General features: G+C 67.0%; 15 protein-coding genes. 8 read left to right on the top strand and 7 right to left on the bottom strand.

The genetic code is table 11. The features are described 5' to 3' along the window. Positions 1-7 precede the first annotated feature (7 nt). Genes R2707_20035 through hrpB form a run of 3 tightly spaced genes read left to right on the top strand, consistent with a single transcriptional unit; the run spans position 8 to position 3,951 of the window. On the top strand, positions 8-775 hold the full coding sequence (locus tag R2707_20035) for an enoyl-CoA hydratase-related protein (protein MEZ5247388.1): 768 nt from the start codon (positions 8-10) through the stop codon (positions 773-775). A gap of 16 nt (positions 776-791) precedes the next feature. Next, the gene (locus tag R2707_20030) at positions 792-1,460 is read left to right on the top strand and encodes an alpha/beta fold hydrolase (protein MEZ5247387.1); all 669 of its coding nucleotides are present in this window, start codon (positions 792-794) and stop codon (positions 1,458-1,460) included. A gap of 10 nt (positions 1,461-1,470) precedes the next feature. Next, the gene (gene hrpB, locus R2707_20025) at positions 1,471-3,951 is read left to right on the top strand and encodes an ATP-dependent helicase HrpB (GenBank protein ID MEZ5247386.1); all 2,481 of its coding nucleotides are present in this window, start codon (positions 1,471-1,473) and stop codon (positions 3,949-3,951) included. On the opposite strand, the gene R2707_20020 is transcribed toward hrpB, so the two are convergent. Genes R2707_20020 through R2707_20010 form a run of 3 tightly spaced genes read right to left on the bottom strand, consistent with a single transcriptional unit; the run spans position 3,952 to position 6,442 of the window. Then, entirely contained in the window at positions 3,952-4,917 is a 966-nt protein-coding gene (locus tag R2707_20020) for a pyridoxal-phosphate dependent enzyme (protein ID MEZ5247385.1), read from the bottom strand. Next, a complete protein-coding gene (locus R2707_20015; GenBank protein MEZ5247384.1) occupies positions 4,871-6,013 on the bottom strand; it encodes a CaiB/BaiF CoA-transferase family protein in 1,143 nt (380 codons plus the stop codon). Before R2707_20015 ends, R2707_20020 begins: the two co-directional genes overlap by 47 nt. A gap of 30 nt (positions 6,014-6,043) precedes the next feature. After that, positions 6,044-6,442, bottom strand: coding sequence for a hypothetical protein (locus R2707_20010; protein ID MEZ5247383.1), 399 nt, complete (start codon positions 6,440-6,442; stop codon positions 6,044-6,046). An 85-nt stretch (positions 6,443-6,527) separates the two neighbouring features. Here R2707_20010 and R2707_20005 point away from each other — a divergent pair, with 85 nt between their 5' ends. Further along, positions 6,528-7,313 (top strand): hypothetical protein, encoded by a 786-nt coding sequence (locus R2707_20005; GenBank protein MEZ5247382.1) that lies wholly within the window; start codon positions 6,528-6,530, stop codon positions 7,311-7,313. Here the strand turns inward: R2707_20005 and R2707_20000 are convergent. From R2707_20000 to R2707_19985, 4 genes are all read right to left on the bottom strand, one after another. Continuing rightward, positions 7,310-9,133 carry an S-layer homology domain-containing protein gene (locus R2707_20000; protein MEZ5247381.1) on the bottom strand — a complete coding sequence of 608 codons (1,824 nt, stop codon included), beginning with the start codon at positions 9,131-9,133 and terminating at the stop codon, positions 7,310-7,312. The two genes, R2707_20005 and R2707_20000, sit on opposite strands and share 4 nt — an antisense overlap. A gap of 11 nt (positions 9,134-9,144) precedes the next feature. Continuing rightward, complete coding sequence (locus R2707_19995; GenBank protein MEZ5247380.1) at positions 9,145-10,545, bottom strand: DUF1800 family protein; 1,401 nt, start codon at positions 10,543-10,545, stop codon at positions 9,145-9,147. 112 nt (positions 10,546-10,657) lie between these two features. Beyond that, positions 10,658-11,389 carry a VIT1/CCC1 transporter family protein gene (locus R2707_19990; GenBank protein MEZ5247379.1) on the bottom strand — a complete coding sequence of 244 codons (732 nt, stop codon included), beginning with the start codon at positions 11,387-11,389 and terminating at the stop codon, positions 10,658-10,660. A gap of 44 nt (positions 11,390-11,433) precedes the next feature. Then, positions 11,434-13,752, bottom strand: coding sequence for a CoA transferase (locus R2707_19985; GenBank protein MEZ5247378.1), 2,319 nt, complete (start codon positions 13,750-13,752; stop codon positions 11,434-11,436). A gap of 89 nt (positions 13,753-13,841) precedes the next feature. Here R2707_19985 and R2707_19980 point away from each other — a divergent pair, with 89 nt between their 5' ends. Genes R2707_19980 through R2707_19965 form a run of 4 tightly spaced genes read left to right on the top strand, consistent with a single transcriptional unit; the run spans position 13,842 to position 17,677 of the window. Beyond that, positions 13,842-14,642, top strand: a complete 801-nt coding sequence (locus R2707_19980; protein MEZ5247377.1) for a Cof-type HAD-IIB family hydrolase — start codon at positions 13,842-13,844, stop codon at positions 14,640-14,642. Positions 14,643-14,668: 26 nt separating this feature from the next. Further along, positions 14,669-15,583: a tRNA glutamyl-Q(34) synthetase GluQRS gene (gene gluQRS / locus R2707_19975; GenBank protein MEZ5247376.1), complete on the top strand. Its 915-nt coding sequence runs from the start codon at positions 14,669-14,671 to the stop codon at positions 15,581-15,583. A 17-nt stretch (positions 15,584-15,600) separates the two neighbouring features. Then, complete coding sequence (locus R2707_19970) at positions 15,601-16,782, top strand: MFS transporter (GenBank protein MEZ5247375.1); 1,182 nt, start codon at positions 15,601-15,603, stop codon at positions 16,780-16,782. A gap of 10 nt (positions 16,783-16,792) precedes the next feature. Next, entirely contained in the window at positions 16,793-17,677 is an 885-nt protein-coding gene (locus tag R2707_19965; GenBank protein MEZ5247374.1) for an alpha/beta hydrolase, read from the top strand. The last annotated feature ends 3 nt before the right edge of the window (positions 17,678-17,680 follow it).

Raw genomic sequence — 17,680 nt, 5'->3', positions numbered from 1 at the left:
TGCGGGTATGGCTGGAGTGAGGGGCGAACGAACCGGCGCCATCGGGACGCTGATCATCGACAATCCAACACGTCGCAACGCCATGACGGCGGACATGTACGAATCGGTTCGACCCGCAGTCGAGAACCTGCTGGACGATGAGACACGAGTGGTGATCCTGCGCGGGGCCGGTGACATCGCATTCGGCGCCGGATCCGACATCTCAGAGTTCCCGAGTCGGCGAATGGGCGACGAGACGCAACGGTTCGACGCGGTCGAGCATGACGCGTGGGATGCCCTCGCCGAGATCCCGATCCCGGTGATCGCGGCGATCCACGGGCCGTGCATGGGCGGCGGCATCGCGATGGCGCTTCACTGCGACATCCGGATCGCTGCCGACGACGCCACATTCGCCGTTCCTCCCGCCCGACTCGGATTGGCGTACCCCGAGCAAGCGCTGGAGCGTCTCGTCGAACTGGTCGGCCCGGCGCAAACCAAGCTGCTTCTGTTCAGTGCGAGAGTCATCGACGCCGACCACGCCCTTCGCATCGGACTCGTGCAGGAGGTCGTGCCGAAGGCCGCGCTCGACTCCCACGTCGAGAAGATCGCCGGTCAGATCGCGCGCCTCGCTCCACTCAGCCATCGGGCGACAAAGCTCTCGGTCGACGCGCTGTCGCGCCACGATCTCACGAACCGCGCGTCCGAATCTCGGCGCGCCTGCTACGCCAGTTCCGACTACCGCGAGGGCGTGCAGGCGTTTCTCGACAAACGACATGCGGTCTTCGAGGGCCGCTGACAGGAGCCCATTCCCCATGTCATCGGATCTCAACGTCGAGACCACCGGGTCCGGTCCGAACGTGTTGTTCGTCCATGGCCTCGATAGCGACGCTGCCGTCTGGGCCCCCGTCATCGATCTGCTGCCGGATCACAGTTGCATCGCCGTGGACCTCCCGGGACATGGCAAGTCCCCGGCGAGCGACGATCCGAGCGCCTACGAACGCGAGACCCTGCTGCAGGAGATCGCCACGATCATCGAGACTCTCGACGGGCCCACGGTTTTCGTCGGTCACTCACTCGGCGGCTACCTCGGCATGGCGTTCGCCCTGACCCATCCGGAAACCCTCGCCGGCTTGGTACTCGTCGCCACCGGCCCGGGCTTTCGTGATCCGGACGCACGAGAGAAGTGGAATGCCACGGTTCGAGAGAATGCACCGGGCTACGGCATCCCCGACATCGCTGCGGCCGTGGCGTTCCACGTCGACTCGATGGTGATCGATCGGGTGACCGAACTCCAGCTCCCGGTCGCACTCGTCATCGGAGACGGGGACCGAACCTACCTCGGGGCCAACGACTATCTCGAGAAGAAGCTCCCGCACGCGACGCGCACGACGGTGCCGGGCGCCCGCCACTATGTGATGCGCTCCCACCCGGAGTCCGTCGCCGACGCGGTGCGCACGATGACCTCGACGCCGCGGATCTGACGCCGGGGCCGTGGCGAACAGGGTCACGCTCCCTGTCGACAACGTGCTGCCAGCCGTCGTCGAGCTCCTCGAGCACAACCGAACACTGGTGCTCGACGCCCCTCCTGGTACCGGCAAGACGACCCGGGTACCCGGTGCCCTGCTCGCAGCGCCGTGGCTCGGCGACGCGAAGGTCGTGATGCTGGAACCTCGCCGTGTCGCTGCACGAGCGGCGGCCGAACGGATCGCATCCGAGATGAACCAACGGGTAGGCGGTCTGGTCGGGCTACGCACACGATTCGACACCAGGGTCGGGCCCGAGACCCGGCTGGAGGTCGTGACCGAGGGTGTACTCACCCGAATGCTCCTCGACGACCCTGGACTCGCCGGCGTGGGTGCCGTCGTGTTCGACGAGTTCCACGAGCGCAGTATCCATGCCGACACCAGCCTGGCCTTCACGAGGGAGACCGCCGGCGCGCTCCGCGACGATCTGCGGATCGTGGTGATGTCGGCAACGCTCGACACGACGCAACTCGCTCACCGCCTCGGAACCGACGCAATCGTGAGGGTCGACGCGCCACTTCATCCCGTGGAGACTCGTTATCGCACGCCGACACCCGGTCGCCGTGAACACGACGATATTGCCGACGCCGTGATGGAGATCCTTCCGGAGACAGCAGGCGATGTGCTCGTCTTCCTGGCAGGCGCCGGTGATATTGCCCGAGTCGAGCAGGCCCTGTTCCCCCGGCTGCCGGATGCCGTCGTGATCACAACGCTCCATGGGTCGCTCCCGCCGGCCGAGCAGGATCGCTCGTTGCAGCCGGATCCGCGGGGACGCAGAAAGGTCGTACTCGCCACGCCGATCGCCGAGACGAGCGTCACCATCGACGGCGTTCATGTCGTGATCGATTCCGGACGCCGAAGACGACCCGAGCATGACATTGGTCGAGGGATGAGTCGTCTGCGCACCGTCAACGCCAGCCAGGCGGCAACCGACCAACGACGGGGTCGAGCGGGGCGGCAGGGGCCGGGGATCTGTGTCCGGCTCTGGCCCCAGATCGAACAGGAGCGGCGCCGACAGGACGAACCGGCTGAGATACTCACGACTGATCTGACCTCACTGGCACTCCAGATCGCGTCGTGGGGTGTCGTCGACGAGGCTGAGCTTCCCTGGATCGACCCCCCGCCTGCGGCGGCGCTCTCTGCGGCGCGTGGCGTCCTGACATCGCTCGGAGCGATCGACGACGGACGACGGCTCACCGATCACGGTAGAGCGATCGCGGCGATCGGAGCCGAGCCGCGGCTCGCCCACATGATGGTGAGAGCCACCGAGTTGGGGGCGTCAGGCACCGCGTGCGACCTCGCAGCCGTGCTCTCCGACCGAGACGTGCTGTCCGGCCGGGATCGACCGGTCGACCTCCGCCTTCGGGTATCCGCACTCACCAGTCCGGAGCGCGGCGTCGACCGTGCCCGCATCCAACGGGCCCGTGAGACGGCCGCACGGTGGCGTCGCCTCTTCGATTGCGTCGACGAGCCCGTCGACCTCGAAGTCGTCGGACCGCTCACTTCGCTCGCGTTTCCCGAACGCATCGCACAACGCAGATCCGAACCCGGGAGCTTCCTGCTCGCATCTGGGTCCGGCGCCACCGTCAACAACGCGGACGACCTTTCGGGCGCGCCACTCCTCGCCGTCGCCGAGACCGATGGCATCGGGGCCGAGGCCCGGATCGTGACTGCGGCACCAATCGAGCGCGACGACCTCGAGCGCTTGCACGGACACCGGTTGGAGACTCGGGTACGCGGTGAGTGGGACCGACGCGCACGAGACGTGGTGTTCGAACGGCAGGAGCGGATCGGCGCCCTGATTCTCCGTCGTGAACCCGACCCCGATCCGAGCAGGGAAGCGTTGAACCACGCCCTTCTTGCCGGAGTCCGCCGCGAGGGACTGTCGCTCCTGCGCTGGAGTGCGAGCGACGTCAGGTGGCGAGAACGCCTTGCGTTCCTCCACGATCACGACCCGGACGCCTGGCCTGCGGTCGACGACGTCACGCTCGTGGATTCGCTCGACGAATGGCTGGAGCCATCGCTCGGCAACGCGAGACGACGGGCCGATCTCGAGATGATCGATCTGAAGGCAGCGTTGAACAATCGGCTCGATTGGCGCAGGGTGCGCGATGTCGATCGCCTCGCCCCCAGCCACCTCGATGTCCCCAGCGGCTCACGAATCCCAATCGACTACGGCGCCGAATCCGGCCCCGTCCTCGCGGTCCGCCTTCAGGAAGTGTTCGGTCTCACGACGACGCCGACGGTCATGAATGGAACCGTCCCGATCGTCGTCCATCTCCTGTCGCCTGCCCACCGACCCGTCCAAGTCACGTCTGACCTCGCGTCCTTCTGGGCCGACGGCTATGCGGAGGTACGACGCGAGCTTCGCGGCCGGTATCCCAAGCACGAGTGGCCTGAAGACCCCACCACAGCTCGACCCACGAACCGGGCGAAGAAGCAGCGCTGATCAGCCGGCGATCCGACCCGTCACCGGTACCACGACGCAAGCCCCCCTCATCTCCGGTGCTGCCAGTGCCGCGGCGGCAAGAGCAGCGGCACCATCCATCGAAGCTCGGATACCTTCGTGCCGCAGCAACGCCGCAGCCGCCTGCTCGAGGTGACGGTCGCTGACGAGCGCAGTGTCATCAAGCGAATCGGCAAGGGAGACCACGGCTGCGGCAGAGGGAGCGGACACCGACATCTCCGGAGCAGTGCCCGGCCCCACCGGCAAGGGAACGACACGACCCTCACGGACGCTGCGCACGGTGCCGGGCGCCCGTTCGGCGCCAACGCCGACCACCCTCGTCCGAGGCATGTGCGTATGGCACCACGCACCGGTTCCGTGCGCGAGGCTGCCTCTCCCGATCGGCACGAAAACCGCCTCGATCTCGATCCCGAGCCGCGGCAACTCGGCAGCCATCGTCGCCGCTCCCTCGGCCAACTCGAGGTGATCGCCATCGTCGACGAACAGCCCGTCCACCATCGCTGAGTAGCGCTGCGCTTCCGCTCGCGCCTCATCGGCGTCGTTCCCGTCGAGCCGTACGATCGTGCCTGCGTGGCGCAGCACTTCGACCTTGCTCCGATCGGCATCCATCGGACCGAACAACTCCACTTCGATACCTCTCGAGCGGCCGGCATGGGCCATCGCGGTTCCGAAGTCGTCGGCACTCGGACAGACCACGCGATGCACATGCGGGTGGCACTCGAACCACCATTCCGCCCCTCTGCTCGCCACCGTTCCCGTCGGGCTCACGGTCTCGACCTTCAGAATCAGTTCGACCCCGAGGAGGCGACTCAACGCCTCGCTGCGGTACTGAGGGGTCGCCACGAATGACCGGGGAATAGCCGCTGCGGCCTGCTCGACCCGGTCGACGTCGAGAACCACATCAGCCCCCGACCGCACCGGCAGCTCGGAGGGCGGCAATCGACTCATCGTCGAAACCTGCGGCCCGGAGCACGTCGTCGGTGTCGGCACCAGTCCACGAAGGTGACGGCCGGATCTCGCCGGGTGTGCGCGAGAGCACCGGAACCGGCACGACCTCCGTGTGGTCTTCTCCGACGAATGTTCCTCGATCGACATGGTGCTGATATCGGCGTGCCTCGTCATAGGTCAGCACAGGAGCAGCACAACAATCCGTGCCTTCCAGGAGATCGCACCATTCGTCGCGCGTCTTCTCGCGGAACCTCGCTGCGAGCGTCTCCTTCACCTCCGGCCATCTTTCGCGGTCGTACTGAGGAGGCAACGAACTCTCTTCGATACCAATCGTCTTCAGCATCAGTGAATAGAAGTGCGGTTCGATCGGGGCGATCGACATGTAGCCGCCGTCTGCGCATTCATAGATGGCGTAGAACGGCGCTCCCCCGTCGAAGAGGTTGGTGCCGAGCTCTGTGGTGTGCATGCCGCTTGCCTGCATGCCATAGAACACGCTCGCGAGAGACGCGACGCCATCGGTCATCGCCGCATCGACTACCTGCCCACGCCCCGATTGCTTCGCCTCCCACAGTGCACAGACCACACCGAAGGCCAGCGTGAGTCCTCCCCCTGCGAAGTCACCGAGCAACTGGAGCAACGGGACAGGGGGGCCGCCCACGGGACCGACCGACCGAATGACACCGGTGATTGCCTCGTAGTTCAGCGAGTGCCCAGCGGAGCTCGCCAGCGCACCCGTCTGTCCCCATCCGGTCAAGCGGCCGTAGACGATCGCCGGGTTGCGATCCATGACGTGCTCCGGTCCGACGCCGAGACGCTCGGCAACACCCGGCCGGAACGCCTCGAGGAAGACGTCGGCCTGGGCCGCAAGCTCGAGGACTGTCGCAACGCCATCTGGGTTCTTCAGGTCGACCGCCACCGATTTCCGACCCCGGTCCCACGACGAGTGCGGCTTCGGCGTCCTGTCGGAAGGGACGTCGGCGAGTCGATCGACACGGATGACCTCTGCACCCATGTCGGCCAGCTTCAACGACCCGAACGGCAACGCACCGAGCCCTGCCAGCTCGACAACTTTCACACCTGTCAATGGCCCGGCCATGCCCCCACCTCCGCTCGGCAAAGGCAGACGCTAGCTCGGTAGCTCCGATACGTCGGGAACTGCGCCCCCACTTGCCGCTGAAACCCCCGAGGTCGACACACCCAGGACCGCTCGAACAAGTCCGAGCGCAACCAGTGACTCGCCCATGGATGAGGCGATTGTCAGCGTCTTCCCGTCGGCCCACCCCTGGAGCCAGACGCCGTTGCCGAAGTCAAGCAGGAAAGGTTCAAACGCGGTGCCTTCCGCCGAAGTGCCTTCCGTCGGCACGTGTAGCCAAATCGCCGACCCGTCAACTACCTCTATCTCCACCTCGCGCCCCTTCGACTCGAGGAGGCTTTGGGCCCCAACTTGGCGTGAACTGGCCTTGACCACCTCCGCCACATCCCTCTTCCACTCCTCCAACGTCACCATCTGCTCCTCGATTCGCAACCATAGGTTGCTACTTCTAATTGCGACTTTGCGTTGCACCGTACTGGTTGGGCTAGGGTCCTACAAGCCCTACTCAATGAGGACCATGACCAAACCGAAGCGACGAACACGCAACGAAACCCGAGAACTGGTTGTCGGGGCCGCTCTCGAGCTCGTTCGAGAGCATGGCCTCGGGGTTGAACCCACGAGCATCACGTACCAGCGAGTGTTCGATCACCTTGAGGCGACGACCGGAGTGCGGATTACCCGAGCGTCGGTCCACGAACGCCTGTGGGCAAGTCAGGAGGAGTTTCAGGTGGACGTTCTCCTCCGCGTCAGCCGGATGGAGACCGGTTTGGGGGCCGCTGCGGATGTAGCCGCCGAGAGCCTCGCCGCCACCAGCTCTCTCCCTCCGGAGGTACGCATGCGCGAGCTAGCACGCCTCGCCCCAACGGCTGTGCTCGAGATTGCGGCGGCAGACCCGCTGTTTTATAGCTGGGTCGGATTCACGCTGAGCCTCGCGAAGGACTCGGCGACGGAGCCAAGCACCCGACAGAAGTTGGCTCAACGGACCGCCGCGGAGTATTCCGAAACCGAAGTCAAGGGCGCCGAATTCGTCAGGCTTCTCGCCACCGCAATTGGAGTAGCGCCGCGTCGAGACCTCTTCCGCGACGCCGATGAGGGATATCTCTTCATTGCCCGAGTGGGGCTGACGCTTGCCGAAGGAGCGACCATCAGGATGCGGTTCGACGGAAGCGAGCTTCCTGACATCGAACTTAAGACCGGGCTCGACGGTGAGGAACAGACTTGGACCGCGTTCGCAGCGGGCTACTGGGCCCTGCTCAACACGTTCCTAGAGATCGACCCGGACGCCGATCTGGAGTCCCCCTAGACCGGACTGCCCGCAAGCCTCCAGAGGAACGTCGCCATCTGAGCGCGCGACACTGGATCGTCCGGCGCGAAGCGGTTGCCACCGACACCGGTCGTGATTCCCCGGTAGAGCAGCCAGTCGACTGCATCGGCGTAGAACGCGCCGGCTCTCACATCGCTGAAACCGGCAGCAGGCGAACCCCCGGGCTCCCCTTCGAGACGCCAGAGGAACGTCGCCATCTGGCCGCGGGTCACGACATCGTCGGGAGCGAAACGGTTCCCACCGACACCGGTCGTGATGCCTTCGTGAGCGAGCCAGTCAACGGCAGCGGAGTAGAAGCGCCCCGCCGGCACATCGGAGAACCCGGCAGCCGGGGAACCCGTCGGAGTGCCGCGATAGCGGTGCAGGAAGGTAGCCATCTGACCGCGCGTGACGTTGTCGTTCGGCGAGAACGTCCCGGCCCCGGTACCGGTCGTGATGCCAGTCGAGGCGAGCCACCCGACCGCCGCCGTGTAATACGCGTTGGCGGGAACGTCGAAGAACGCGCTGCCGCTCTCACCGATGATGTTGAGCGGGCTGTAGTTGGCACCGAGGATCTCCCGCGAGTCTGCATCGAGCCACTCGTCGAGCACGGTCGCGTACACCGATCGGAAATCGACATGGTGGTGCATGTCGCCCCGCCAGTCGAGATTGGTCAGTGACGGTTGCTGCCCGTGGTGACCGCCGGCGGCACGAGCGCTGATGAACATCATCGCTCCGGCCGTGCCGTGGTCCGTTCCCGCGGAGTTGTTCGCTTCGACGCGGCGGCCGAACTCGGAGAAGACGAGCATCGCGGTCCGGCCTGCGAAGGCCGGCGACAGTCTCGTGAAGAACGCGTCGATTCCCGCATCCAGTTCCGCGAGGAGGTCGTCGTGGCCCGGGCGTTGTCCATCATGGCTGTCGAACCCACCGAGCGAAACGGAGACGATCCTGGTCCCGAGATTCAGATTGATGACCTCGGCGGCGAGACCCAGCTCGCGGGCCAGACCTTCACTGGCGAGGCCATCGGTGTACGCAGGCTGGATCTGCTGGGCGGTGTCCACCGCATCCCGGAACGATGCGCCGACGGCATCGCCCCACTCCCCGCCGACCCCACCGGCGCCGAAGTCGGACACCGCCTCGATTGCGTACCGTTCCCATGCTTCGGAGCGGTCCGCTCCGAACAGATCACCGTTCGGGGGCAGGCCGACCGCCGACGATTGACTGCCGCGGAGGAGCATCGGTATCCCGCCCCATCCGATGTGGACCATCCCGACGCCGTCGAGTCCCATGCCGTCGCCGTAGCGACCGAGCCATCCAGTCGGGTTCGGCACTGCAGGAATCCCTGCGAACCATGTCGCGGTCGAGGTGAAGTGACTGTGGTCGTCGCTCTCCTCGCCGACGCCCTCGATCAGCGCGACCTGACCCGAGTCGAACCGGGCCTTCAACCGAGACAGTCTCGGATGCAGGTACAAGCCGTTGCCGACGGAGTTCGAACCGTCGACGGCGACAGCAAGACCTCCGCGGGCTGCGTGGTAGGCCCCATCGTCGGCGGGCACGATCGTGTTGAGGTGGTCGTTTCCACCGTTGAGGAACACGGTGACGAGCACCCGATCCGACGGGCCGAGCGGGGCGGCAGCCGCGGCGATCGAATCGAAGACACTCGGCATCATGCCGACGGCGCCACCGGCGGCGAGCGCCCCTTGAAGGAAGCGACGGCGGGCGAACCCGTCGGCGCCGCCATCGGTCGAGAGCCGAGCGAGGGCGATGTCGGCTTCGGTGGGGCGGACCAGACGGCGATGGGGCCGGATCAGTGAACGCATGGCCATCTCCCTCAGTAGACCTGGAATTCGGGGCAGACAGCCCCGACGAGAAAGCCCTGCGGCACGGTCGACCACCTGGCGTTGGCGTAGGTACGGCGATGCCATCGCTCCACGGCATTGCGGGTGCGGCTGGACACCTCTTCGAGGCCGAAGAGGTCGAAGATCGCTTGGGCGGCGGCAGCGTCGTCGTCGCTGTCGTCGAGACCCGCGAGATGGCCGGCCTCCTGCGAACGCCACCTCTGTCCCTGCGAAAAGCTTCCCCGAGCCCATGCCGAGACGGTGCCCAACCAGTACTCGCCCTGACCCCATCCGGCCACGCTCGGCGGATCGAACAGTGTCTGACCCATCGGCGCCATGCTCCAGTGCAGCCCCATGTCGTCGGCGGAGAAGCCGGCGCGCCGGATCATGGTCGCCACGAACTCGACCGGACCTTTGACCAGGCCGAACCGCGCAGTGGCGCCCCAGAACTCGTCGTGCTCGAGGATCGCCCGGACCAGGTGGGCGATGTCCATGTTGCCGGCGATGAACGCCGCGCCCAGACCGTTGACCGTGGAGTCGGATGGCTCGAGGTGCGCGAAGTAGCGGAACAGTTTGCGGGCGATGAATCGAGCGGTCGCCTGCTGCTTCACGCCATAGACGAGCTCGTCGATCGTGTCACGCTCGCCAGGCGCCTTGACGACACCGTTCCAGTTGGCGCGAATGCCGAAGAGCGTCTTCTGACCGTGATCGTGCTGATCGGAACGGTAGACGTAGGTCGCATCCCAGCGGCTCCCTGTCCAGCCGACCGTGTTGTGACCGGTCCACGCCCGCGCCATGGAGACCACGTCGGCTTCGGTGAAGTTCCCGACACCGCACGTGTAGAGCTCCATCAGCTCCCGGGCGAAGTTCTCCTGGATCCCACTCGCGACGTTCGACTGGTTGTCGAGGAACACCAGCATGGCCGGGTGTACCGCAGTCGCCCGCACGAGGGCGTCGAAGTTGCCCATGGCCATGCGTCGGAACATCCGCATCTGGTCCCACAACTCGGGGAAGTCGTAGATCTTGTCCTGGGCACACGAGAAGTGCTCGTGCCAGAACAGCGTCAGCTTCTCGTAGATGGGCAACGAGCCGGCAACGCCGGGTGGCGAACCGGGGACGGAGGTCGGGTTGGGAAGATCGGCCATTCGCTGGATCCACCAGGCGATCCCGTCGGTGTGCGCTTCCCACTGTGACGCATTGTTGACCCACCCAGGCACCCCGACGTCGGGCCCCTGTGGAATGGCGTCTGTCGAGGTGAACCCCATCGCTGCGTTGACAGCAGCGCGACGGGTCATGCCCGTCAACGCCGAGATCTCGGCGTTGCTGCCTCCGAACCCCGTGCGCCGCAAGAGATGTGCAGCGTCCTGCCGGGACAGTGTGTCCGTTGCTGGCATGGCACCCCGTCTCCATCCGCGACACGGCCGACGTTCGCCGACACAGTCCTTTCGGCCCAAAAGGGCGCGCGCTTGAAGGCCGAACGAACGAGGACCTGACCGGGGCGCGGGATCAGGCCACCGAGACGCCCAACACGGAGCCGATCAGGTAGGTGGCGCCACACGCTGCCGCGGCCACGAGCACCTGACGAAAGGCCGTACGAACCTTCGATCGCTCGGTGAACACGGCGATTGCCATGCCGACGACGGCGGCGGCGCTGATGCCGAGCACGACCGACGCGATGACTGCACCCGTTCCTTCCGCCACCAGCCACGGAGCCAGCGGGAGGAACGCGCCGAGCGCGAACGCCCAGAACGACGCCGTGGCCACGACGAACGGACGGCCGACGCCGTCGGGATCGATACCCAGCTCCTCGCGAGCGTGGACATCGAGTGCCACGTTCGGGTCGGCCATGATCTCGTCGGCCAGCTCAGCCGCAGTCTCGGGCTTCAACCCTCGATCTCGGTAGATCGCCGCGAGTTCACGGCGCTCGGCCTGCGGGTTCTCTGCCAGGGACCGCCGCTCGATCTCGAGTTCGCGTTCGATGAGCTCGTTCTGCGCCCGCACGGACACCCATTCACCTGCCGCCATCGAGATCGCCCCGGCGAGAAGGCCGCTCACCCCGGCAAGCCTGACGAGTGATCCGTCGGTGCTCGCGCCGGCGATGCCAAGGATCAGCGCGACATTGGACACCAAGCCGTCGCTGACCCCGAACACAGCCGCACGCGCTTCGCCGCCCTGCACGTCGCGATGACGATGGACCATGTGGTGGTCGTGATCGTGGTCGATTCCGCGGTCGCTCATTCCCATTGCCTGCAGTGTTCCAAACCTGGGGCGTCCGTGCTGCGTCAGAAGACCGGCGATGTCCCGATCTGCCCGTCCGCTTCGAGCGCGGTGATCTCGTCGTGAGTCAGTCCCAACTCACCGAGCACCTCGTGGTTGTGCTGACCGAGGGTGGGAGTGGGTGATCGCACCCACCGTTCGACTCCCCGCATCCGGAACGGCTGGCCCGGCATCAAGTGGGTGCCGACGGCCGGGTGCGCGACCTCCTCGAAGAACCCACGGGCCTCGAACTGCGGATGGAAGCGCAGCATCCCGTGGTTCCGGCACTCCAACGCCGGCACAGCCGCTGCTGCCAAACGCCCGGTCGCCTCGCCCATCGACACCGAGGCCGCCCAGCTCACGATGGCGGCGTCGATCTCGTCATGGCCCGCTCGCCGATCGGACTCGGATGCGAAGCGGGTGGGGTCGACGCCGATGATCGCGGCGAGGCCCCGCCACTCATCGTCGGTCTCGACCGAGATCGCGAGCCACTGTTCTTCACCGGCGACGGGATACACGCCCTGCGGTGCTGCGAATCGGCTGCGATTTCCCAACCGTTCCAACTCGACACCGTTCGCCGACCACTCGACGATCATCTCCGCCGAACAGCTGATCGCCGCCTCGACCATCGGCGACTCCACGAACACGCCCGTACCGGTCTCGTCGCGCTGACGAAGCGCCAGGAGCGCAGCGAACGCTCCGTGCATTCCGGCGATCGGATCACACGGCCCGCGCATGATCCGAGGCTGGTCGTCGGGGTGACCGGTCAGCCAGGCCATGCCCGACATCTGTTCCATCGTCTGTGCGAACCCGACGCGTTCCCTCCACGGGCCGTCGAGCCCGAACGCCGGCATGCGCATCATCACGCACGCCGGGTTGCGACGATGGATGACATCCCAGTCGAGGTCGAACTGCTCGATGACCCGAGGGCTGAAGTTCTCGACGAGCAGATCCGCCGAGTCGACCAGACGCAGGAGGAGGTCGCGCCCGACCGGCGACCCGAGATCGAGCGTGATGCCGCGCTTGTCATTGTTCGCGGCGACGAACATGTGACCCCACTCCCACCAGTCCGGTGCGCCGAACATCATCCCGGTGAGCCGCATCCCGTCGGGGTGGGTGACCGACTCCACATGGATGACATCGGCGCCCATCGCGGCGAGCACCTGGGTCGACGACGGCCCGGCCCACCAGCTCGTCAGATCGAGCACACGCACACCCTCGAGCGGTAGGGCCTCCGGATCTGCCGTTCCCGGCGTAGGCCGTTCACGCACCTCGATCCTTCCCGAATGCTCGCCGACCCTGGGCGCCCGACCGGGCAGCGGCGGGCGTGAGCCGTCGAACAGGCGTGGCGATCTCGGCGCCGCGAAACCCTCCGCCTGCTCCGGGAGGAAGTCACGGGCGACGAGGTGGGGTTCGCTGAGCACGCCTGCGCCGTCGTTGACCCGAGCGACCGGAACCCGAAGGGCACTGGCGAGCTCGACGATCTCCTCGACGGCGTGGACGGTCGTCCATTCCGCCACGATCGCGTTCCACTCCTCGAGGCGGGCGGTCCGCTCCCGGAGGTCGACCCACTCCGACTCCATGAGGTCCGGCCGGTCCATCATCAGACAGAAGTTCTGGAACTGCTGGCGGGTGTTGGTGTTGAAGCCCACCCAGCCATCCGATCCCGGCTCGATCGAGGGCGCCTCGACGCTACGCAGCGGCGGCTCCTCGCGGCCTGACATCTGCACCGACAGATCGGTGAACGTCGACGCTGCGATCGAAGCCGCTTCGGCCATCGAGACATCGACGACATCGCCACGTCCACAGCGTCGGGCTCGGTCGATCGCTGCCAAAGCAGCAGGGGCGGCGTAGGACGCGGCCGTCCAGTCGAAGATGTTGCCGCCGGCAGCGAACGGCACTTGGCGGATGTGGCCGCGGCACAGGACCGATCCGCTGTCGGCCTGTACGAGGAACTCGTTCGGTGTCCGGTCGGCCCACGGCCCCTTCAAGCCGTATGGCCGGATCGAGACGACCACAAGGTGTGGATGCCGCGCCGCCAAAGCGGCGACGTCGCCGGTCGCGGACGCACCATCGACAACCGCTGCGGTCGCGCCGCCGAGCAGTTGCTCGACCTCATCGTCGCCGAGTTCACCCACGATCGACCGGGTACCGGCCGCCAGGAATCGAAAGAGCGCACCCGATTCCGACGCCTCGAGCGGGCGTCCCGAGCGGCGCCGCAACATCACACCGCCATCGGGTTCGACGCGGACCACATCGGCCCCGGCATCGGCGAAGAGCCGCCCGAGATACGCACCGGCGATGCCGTGCGAGAGATCGACGAGACGTACATCGACAAGAGTCACAGGCGTCACTTCATCAGTTCCACCGGCATTGCCGCCAGCCCGCGTCGAATTGGGCCGACCGCCGTCCGATCGGCTGCTAGACCCGCCCCGTGGACGTACGACTGATCGCAACCGACCTCGACGGAACGTTGTTCGGCGCCGACCATCGCCCCGCGCCACCGACCGTCGAGGCGGTCAACGCTGCGGTCGAGGCCGGCATCGTCGTGGTCGCGGCGACGGGCCGCAGCTGGTTCCGAGGGCTCGAACTCGCAACGAGCACCGGCGCTCGCCTCCACCAGTTCATCGGGTCGAACGGGGGCCACAGGATGAACGTGGCCACTCGAACGCTGGAGGAGCGCCTTGCGTTCGAAGAGCATGTGGTCCACGAGATCATCGACTCGGTGTCCGCCGCCCTCGGCAACGTCGGGTTCGGCTTCGAGCTTGCCGACGGGATGACATGGACCGAGCGCTTCGTCGAGTTGACGCCGGTGAGTCTCGACGGCGACCGACGTCCGGCCTCTCCGACCCCGCTCGGCCGTCTCCACGAGGTGGGGAAGATGTTCGTGGCCCACCCCGACGTGAGCGACGTCGACCTCGTCCGGCTCGTGGATCCCCTCGTCCCCGCAGAGGCCAACGTCACGACCTCGGGCGTTCCATTCATCGAGCTGACACCGCCCGGCGCCGACAAGGGTGCTGCGGTCGCCCGGTTCGCCGACACCCTCGGCATCGAGGCCGAACACGTCCTGGCCTTCGGCGACAACCAGAACGACCTCTCGCTACTCAGGTGGGCCGGGCACGCGGTGGCCATGGGCAACGCGCTCGACATGGTGAAGGGGGTCGCCGATGAGGTGACGGGCACCAACCTGGAGTTCGGCGTGGCCAACGTGATCAATCGGGTGGTCACCGGCTGAAGCCCTCCACATGGCACGATGCGACGATGCCGACCGGACGCTTCGCACCCAGCCCGACCGGGACATTCCACCTCGGCAACCTGCGCACCGCCGCGGCGGCCTGGCTGTTCGCCCGCACGAGCGGCAGCGAGTTCGTGCTCCGTTGGGAGGACCTCGACGCGACCGCCGACACTCGTCACGAGGTGACCCAACTGGCCGACCTCGCGGCGTTGGGCATCGACTTCGATGGTCAACCCGTGCGCCAGTCGACGAGAACCGAGGCCTACCGGGAGGTGGTCGAGGACCTCGCCGGGCGGGGGCTCACCTACCCGTGTTGGTGTTCGCGCCGCGAGATCCTCGGTGCGGCGGTGGCGCCGCACGGCTCCCCCGGCTTCTATCCGGGGACGTGCCGGGAACTGACCCGGGGGCAGATCGCCGCGCACGAGGCATCCGGCCGACCCCCGGCGCTGCGGCTCCGCACGGAGCTCGCCGAGGTGGACATCGTCGATTCGCTCCACGGCCATGTGCGACACCGCATGGACGACATCGTGCTCCAGCGCGGTGACGGCACTCCTGCGTACAACCTCGTCGTCGTGATCGACGACGAGTTCCAGGGCGTGGGTCAGGTCGTGCGGGGCGACGACCTGCTCGACTCGACCCCGCGCCACGCCTACCTCCAACGCCTCCTCGGCTTCCGAGAGCCGGTATGGACCCACGTGCCGCTCGTCGTCGACGAGCGGAACGAACGGCTCTCGAAGCGCGACGGCTCGGCCGGTCTCGCCACGTGGCGAGACCGTGGCGGCACGGTCGACGGACTTCTCACCGCATTCGGCCGGACGCTCGGCATCGCGGGAGAGCGATCGTCACTGCGCGAGATGATCTCCGAGTTCGAGCCGCAGGGAGTGCCACTCGCACCGACGGTGTTCTTCCCGGACGGCCCCGAGTTGTCGCTTCGCGGCTGAGGGGCCAGGCTCCCCTGATGTCGGCTCCGCTCCTGTCCCCGCGCTTCCTCGCGCTGTGTGCCGGCGCGTCGCTCTACTTCCTCGGCCTCAACATGACCATCCCGGTGCTGCCGCTGTTCGTCGAAGAGGAGCTGGGCGGGCGCAACATCGAGGTGGGCCTCGCCGTCAGCTCGTTCGGCATCGCGGCGGCGTTCATCCGCCCGTTCATCGGCCCACTCGGCGACCGTATGGGCCGCCGCACACTCGTCGTCTGCGGCACGTTGCTCGCCGCCGCAGCAACCGCCACCACGGCGCTGGCCACCTCGATCCCTGCGGTCATCGCCATACGCGCGGTGACCGGCGTCGGCGAAGCGGCCGTCTTCGTCGGCATCGCGAGCTCGATTCAGGACCTCACCCCTGATGATCGTCGAGCGGAAGCCGCGTCGTACTTCTCTCTCACCATCTACGGGACACTCCTGGTCGGACCGCTGCTCGGCGGCTGGCTCCGCGACGAGCACGGTACGGATTGGGTGTGGCTCGCCGCCGGGATGTTGGCCGGGCTCGCCGCACTGGTGGGCCTGTCGGCACCGGGCCCTCCCGAGACCAAGCCGCCCTTCCCGCCGTTCCGGCGGCTGATCCACTCGGCATCGGTGCGACCGGGCATGATGCTCTTCGCCGGCCTTCTCGGCTACACCGGCTTCCTTGCGTTCGCGGTGGTCCACGGCGAGCGGATCGGGATGGAGAATCCCGAGCGCATCTTCGTCGTCTTCGGCGCGGTGATCATCACGTTGCGACTCTTCGCAGCCAGGCTCCCCGACCGGCTCGGGCCTCTGCGCACCACACGCATCTCCCTCTCGTTCGGAGTGGCGGGCCTCCTCACGCTCTTTCTCTGGCAGGAACCCGCAGGGGTCTATCTCGCCGCTGCGGTCCTGGCGGTCGCCCAGACGTTCCTGTTCCCCGCCCTGTTCGCACTGGTCGTCGATCGCGCCCCCGACGAAGAGCGCAGCCAGGCGATCGGGAGCTTCTCGATGTTCTTCGATCTCGCGTTCGGTCTCGGCGGCCCCCTCATCGGCGCCATCGGCGACTGGACCGACCTCGGCACCGGCTTCCTGGTGTGCGCCGGTGTCGCCGCGTTGGCGCTCCTCTCGGCCCGACGCCTCCTCGGCGATGCCCTGGTCGAGACGACGATCGACGACATCGGACTCCGTAGTCGCCGGTAGCGTCGGCGCCATGAGCGACGTACCCGGCTGGTTCACCGCGGCGATCGAGAACGGGCCGACCCCACGCACGGTCGAGGTCGCCGGCGCAGGGATCAACTACCTCTCGTGGGGCGAGCCCGGCCGGCCGGGGATCGTGTTCGTCCACGGCGGCGCCGCCCACGCCCACTGGTGGAGCCACATCGCACCGGCATTTCTCACCGACCATTCGGTGGCCGCCATCGACCTCTCCGGCCACGGTGACAGCGACCGGCGTGACGAGTACTCGCTCGACCTCTGGTGCGATGAAGTGGCCGCGGTGATCGACGATGCCGCGTTCGATCGTCCGCCCGTGCTCGTCGGCCATTCCATGGGCGGCTTCGTGACCGTTGCGACAGCGGCGCGCCATTCAGACCTTCTCGCCGGCGCGGTCATCATCGACTCGCCGGTGATGGACGAAGACCCCGAGGTCAACGTCGGCCGGGCCACCAACACCTTCCGCAAGGAGCGGGAGTACGACGACCCGGCGGGGCCGATCGAACGGTTCCGCACCATCCCCGAGCAAGACGTCTACCTCCCGTACGTGAAGGACAACATCGCGCGGCGTTCGCTTCGGCTCGACGCCGACGGCCTGTGGCGATGGAAGTTCGACTCTCGGATCTTCATCCCGCCGCGACGCGATGCGGCCGAGTACCTCCCCCAGATCACCTGCAGGGTCGCACTGCTGCGCTGCGAACACGGGCTCGTGACCCCCGACATCGGCGCCTACATGTACGAGCAACTCGGTCGGGTCGCACCGGTCATCGAGTTGCCGACCGCCGGCCACCACCCGATGCTCGACGTGCCGCTGATCCTGATCACCGCGATCCGCAGCCTCATCGCCGACTGGGACCACAGCCGGCCGCTCGACCGGACCTGACCG

It is taken from the genome of Acidimicrobiales bacterium (genome assembly GCA_041394245.1).
Lineage (GTDB): Bacteria > Actinomycetota > Acidimicrobiia > Acidimicrobiales > Aldehydirespiratoraceae > JAJRXC01.
This window is presented reverse-complemented; position numbering and strand designations above follow the sequence as displayed.